The 3,889-nt window shown below is 34.3% G+C and carries 5 protein-coding genes; 2 read left to right on the top strand and 3 right to left on the bottom strand.

Features of this window, described 5'->3' with window-relative positions:
- Window positions 1–120 precede the first annotated feature (120 nt).
- The 3 genes from WAE57_RS15675 to WAE57_RS15685 all read right to left on the bottom strand — a co-directional run bounded on the left by WAE57_RS15675 (window position 121) and on the right by WAE57_RS15685 (window position 2,358).
- Window positions 121–642 carry a plasmid replication DNA-binding protein gene (locus tag WAE57_RS15675; RefSeq protein ID WP_337711285.1) on the bottom strand — a complete coding sequence of 174 codons (522 nt, stop codon included), beginning with the start codon at window positions 640–642 and terminating at the stop codon, window positions 121–123.
- A gap of 71 nt (window positions 643–713) precedes the next feature.
- Window positions 714–1,616 carry a replication initiation protein RepM gene (gene repM, locus WAE57_RS15680; RefSeq protein ID WP_337711286.1) on the bottom strand — a complete coding sequence of 301 codons (903 nt, stop codon included), beginning with the start codon at window positions 1,614–1,616 and terminating at the stop codon, window positions 714–716.
- A gap of 556 nt (window positions 1,617–2,172) precedes the next feature.
- The gene (locus tag WAE57_RS15685) at window positions 2,173–2,358 is read right to left on the bottom strand and encodes a hypothetical protein (RefSeq protein ID WP_337711287.1); all 186 of its coding nucleotides are present in this window, start codon (window positions 2,356–2,358) and stop codon (window positions 2,173–2,175) included.
- Between the two features lie 218 nt (window positions 2,359–2,576).
- Here WAE57_RS15685 and WAE57_RS15690 point away from each other — a divergent pair, with 218 nt between their 5' ends.
- Window positions 2,577–3,272 (top strand): hypothetical protein, encoded by a 696-nt coding sequence (locus WAE57_RS15690; RefSeq protein ID WP_337711288.1) that lies wholly within the window; start codon window positions 2,577–2,579, stop codon window positions 3,270–3,272.
- 2 nt (window positions 3,273–3,274) lie between these two features.
- Window positions 3,275–3,805: a DUF6714 family protein gene (locus tag WAE57_RS15695; RefSeq protein ID WP_337711289.1), complete on the top strand. Its 531-nt coding sequence runs from the start codon at window positions 3,275–3,277 to the stop codon at window positions 3,803–3,805.
- Window positions 3,806–3,889: the final 84 nt, after the last annotated feature.

Genomic DNA, 3,889 nt, shown 5'->3' on the forward strand with positions numbered 1-3,889 from the left:
TTGTAATCCATGAAAAAGCCTGACTTGCACAAGTCGGGCTTTTTTGTGGATTCTTCACGTTTCACGCCTAGTATTTAACCGTTGTTCCACGTTTTTGATTAGCCACAGTCAATAATGCCCTCACCCATTCGGCAAGAAAAAGCGACTGAGGAAGCCCCTTTTCTTCAGTTCAGGCTCGATATGTTCGGGTACTGGTATGCGTGGGTTTTCTTTGGGTTCAGTAGTAGTCAATCCGTCATCTTTAGGTTCAGATTCTAACTGGTGATCTGTTGCTATATTAGATTCAGGTTTTTGATCGGCAAACATAGACATATTGTTTTTTGGAGCTTCCAATAACCGTTGCATAGTTTCAATTTGATTTTGATAAAAAGATTCACGATCTTTGGCATCATCAAGCTGATTTTTAAGCATGTCTATCTGTTGTCTAAGTAGTAAAACTTCTGCCGAACTTGGACTGTCTACTTTTACAGGCTCTTTTACATCCATTTTTATTGTTGGTTCACCAAATACACGTATAGCTTCTGATAAATCAATTTTATTATCAGAATTTTTACTTAAAATTCCTTTATTTATATGATTGTAAATGGTTTGTCTATTTATCCCATATAACTTAGAAAGCTCAATAACAGAAAGACTTTTCATTATGTAAAACCATGCCTAATCTTGTAAAAAGTATATGTCTAATAGGCTGTCTATTAGGCATATCCAATAGCCTAAACTTTTAAACCTAAATTGTCTAAATAGGCTGAATATTTGCCTAAATTTACAGGATCTTTTAACTGTTGTTTTATTCGGTTTTTGAAATTTTCATAATTTTCACCAACATCGCTAAATTTGTTAGCGAATATAGGGTCATGAGCTAGCTTGTCTGCAAATAGATCTAATTGCTTATCTGTTAAATCTAATTTTTTAGGCTTAATCTTTTTACTTTTTTGTTTGAGATAGAAGCTAAAGCCATAAATTGAGCGACCTTTTTTATGTTGGTCGTATTTAGCAGTTATATCTGTTAATTCGTTAACTTGTTTTAAAGCAAAGTCTAAAACGTATGTTTTGAAGTTACTCATAGTTTTATATTGATGAGGTTCAACACCAAGTTGCTGTCTGAATGTTGATAAATCAAAAATAGGGGTTTGACCTGTAGAACGCCATTGAATTAATAGTTCATATAAGCGTATAGCGTATGAACTTGTTAATTTGGAGACTTGTTGAAGTTCATATTTTGTAAAATTTTCTTCTAGTCTCGTTATGAGAGGAACAATATCTTGTGTGAAACGAAGAAAGACAATGCCTGATTGTTGCTCATAGCCAATTTTATCAACCCAACGGCAGTGAAAACTGCGATCTTTACCTGTTTTTGGGTTTATATCATGGTAGGTAACATAGCGGTCAAATAGGCTTTTAGATGCTTCTCGCAGAACAGTGTATGCTGTATGTTTTTCAACATTAAATGTATTTATATAACTACTGGCATGTACTTCTAATAAGCTATTTTCAGTAATTCCATGACCTGTTCCTCTTGCTTCGGCAATTGCTAGAAGAATTAAGCGTTGTTCTACTGTATCTAAGGTATAACTAGCTTGAATTAAAGCATTATCTTTAACGACTAATTCACTCATTTTTAGTAATAAATTTATAATTAAACTAGGTTGTACTTTAGACTAATTGAACTAGGTTGTAAATAGACCTAGTTTTTAGGTCGATAAACCTAGTTTTATGGGTCGATAAACCTAGTTTTATGGGTCGATAAACCTAGTTTTATGGGTCGATAAACCTAGTTTTATAAATCTTAAATAGCTTTATATATAAGGCTTTCAGGCCAGCTAAAAGCATTTAAAAGCTTAAAAATAATTAAAAGCCTTTCATTTGAAAAATTGCCCTATGTTTTCGCTACGCTCAAACTCTATTGAATCTCGCTTTCGCTCGATTCGAGGAGCAATTTTTGGTTCATATTTCCGTGAATTTGAGAAAAAGCAAAAGCAAAATCTAAAGCAAAGTCAAAAGCGACTATGAATTCGCTTCGCTCATGTGTTTTTTTACTCGCTACGCTCGGTCTAGGCACAATTTTTAGCATGTGATCTATGCTCTTTTAGGCTATACAGCCTAAAAAAGCGGTTTTTCAGGGAGTCGATGCGCGAATGTTGGTTGTGACGCTCGTAGACACTCGCTGATTGATTACTTATTTTTATTAATTTGGTAGAAATTTTCGCTAAATTCTTGATCGGTCATTTGACCTGAAATGTATTGATCAGCAAGTTTTTGATGTTCTTCGGTGTAGTCAAGATCGTAGTATTCATGGTTCGCTTTTTTTATGAAGGCATTTTCTGATCGCCTTGCTTTTTCTTGTTCAGTCATTTTCATGCGCTGATTGCTCCTGTTTTGCGTTTTTAGCCTGTTTTCTTTGATGGAGTATAGAAACTCCCTGTTTATGCCAATTCGTCCACCTAGGATCATCTGGTGCGATTTTGATGTTGCTTAACAGTCCAAGTAGGGATGCAGGGTCGTGTTGTCCGAGATTGACAATATCAAATAATGCACCCAGTTCGATTAATGGTAAAGATTGTCCTCAAGATCTGTTTATGTTTAGGTCTTCTGATTTTGCTAGTGTTTATGCTGCTTTTAAGTGGGATAGGACATATGCTGAAAGTATTTGTAAGTTTTATATTCCTGCTAATAATACTAGTCAGAAATTTTTAAAATTAGAAAATTTTGATGCATGGGATCCTAATAGTTTTAGTTGTGTTTATGATGGGTCAGGCACCATCCGTACTACTTGGGGAAAGGTTTCAAATCCTTCTTATGATCCTAATGCTGAACAAAATAAAGATAAAAGTATTTCTTTAGATGTCGTTGCTCAAAAAGTCATTGAAAATGCAGAGAATGATAATCTCGATGCGCAGTTTGCTGTTTTAGCAGCAGCGACGAATATTTTGTCGGAAGCTGAAAATGATGATGCCAAAGCTAAACCGATTGAAGATGAATTAGAAAACAACACTAAGTGTCCAAGTGGCATTGTTAGAAATGGTAGTTGTTGGATTTGTGATAAATCGCAATTTATGCCAATAACTAGGGCTACAAGAGATGCTAAGACGGCTACAAGAGGAAAAAGCTGTAAAGATGTAACAGATACAGCAATTAAAACTGCTAATGCAACTCTTTTTAGAAACTTAATAAATGCAAGAACTCAAGAAAATGCTTGTTGGTCACCTCCTGATCCAAACCATGCTATAGCACTTATTGATGCTCAAAATGCCCTGAGTCTATGTGAAAATTAATTATGAAAGTAAATACGAAAGAGCTTCTTGAAGAGATTTTCCCTCCTTTCCAGTTAGGGGATAACCGCTCTCTACTTGAGTGTGATTTTTTTGATACACATTATGGATATTTTGAACAAATTGATGATGATTACTTATCTGCAATAGGAGTGTCAGCAGAAGGCTTACTTCTTGAATATGGTTTTGATTGGCCTGAATTTTACATGCAAGTTGGATTAGAAGCAGTTCGTTCACGTAGCAGACCGCATGAGGGGCTCAAAACATGGAAAGATGTAAGTTATGAATACTTGTATTACTTTGGGCAAAACTGTAGTTATTTAAACTCAGAGGGGTTTAAGTTCTTTTTACCTGCTGCATTCTATTATTTTCTATTAACTAATGAAAATAAAACCTACATGGATTCGTTCATTTTTAGGTTGGACTCACAATGGGAAAAAGATCAACACGTTTTTAATGATGCTCAAAAAAAATTTATTATTGAATTTATAAAAGAGCATTATAACGGACTTGTTTCTTGGATTAATGCAATTTGAAAAACTGTAATTTTAAGATTTTCTACAATTAACATAATACACCTTATGCGAAATCGACTGTATTAATTCAATTATTTCAATAAG

It is taken from the genome of Acinetobacter sp. NS-4 (genome assembly GCF_037402435.1).
GTDB lineage: Bacteria > Pseudomonadota > Gammaproteobacteria > Pseudomonadales > Moraxellaceae > Acinetobacter.

Bases quoted from the DNA above. Each gene is read 5' to 3' on its own strand.
- WAE57_RS15675 (WP_337711285.1), bottom strand. From the start codon at position 642: ATGAAAAGTCTTTCTGTTATTGAGCTTTCTAAGTTATATGGGATAAAT.
- repM (WP_337711286.1), bottom strand. From the start codon at position 1,616: ATGAGTGAATTAGTCGTTAAAGATAATGCTTTAATTCAAGCTAGTTAT.
- WAE57_RS15685 (WP_337711287.1), bottom strand. From the start codon at position 2,358: ATGAAAATGACTGAACAAGAAAAAGCAAGGCGATCAGAAAATGCCTTC.
- WAE57_RS15690 (WP_337711288.1), top strand. From the start codon at position 2,577: ATGTTTAGGTCTTCTGATTTTGCTAGTGTTTATGCTGCTTTTAAGTGG.
- WAE57_RS15695 (WP_337711289.1), top strand. From the start codon at position 3,275: ATGAAAGTAAATACGAAAGAGCTTCTTGAAGAGATTTTCCCTCCTTTC.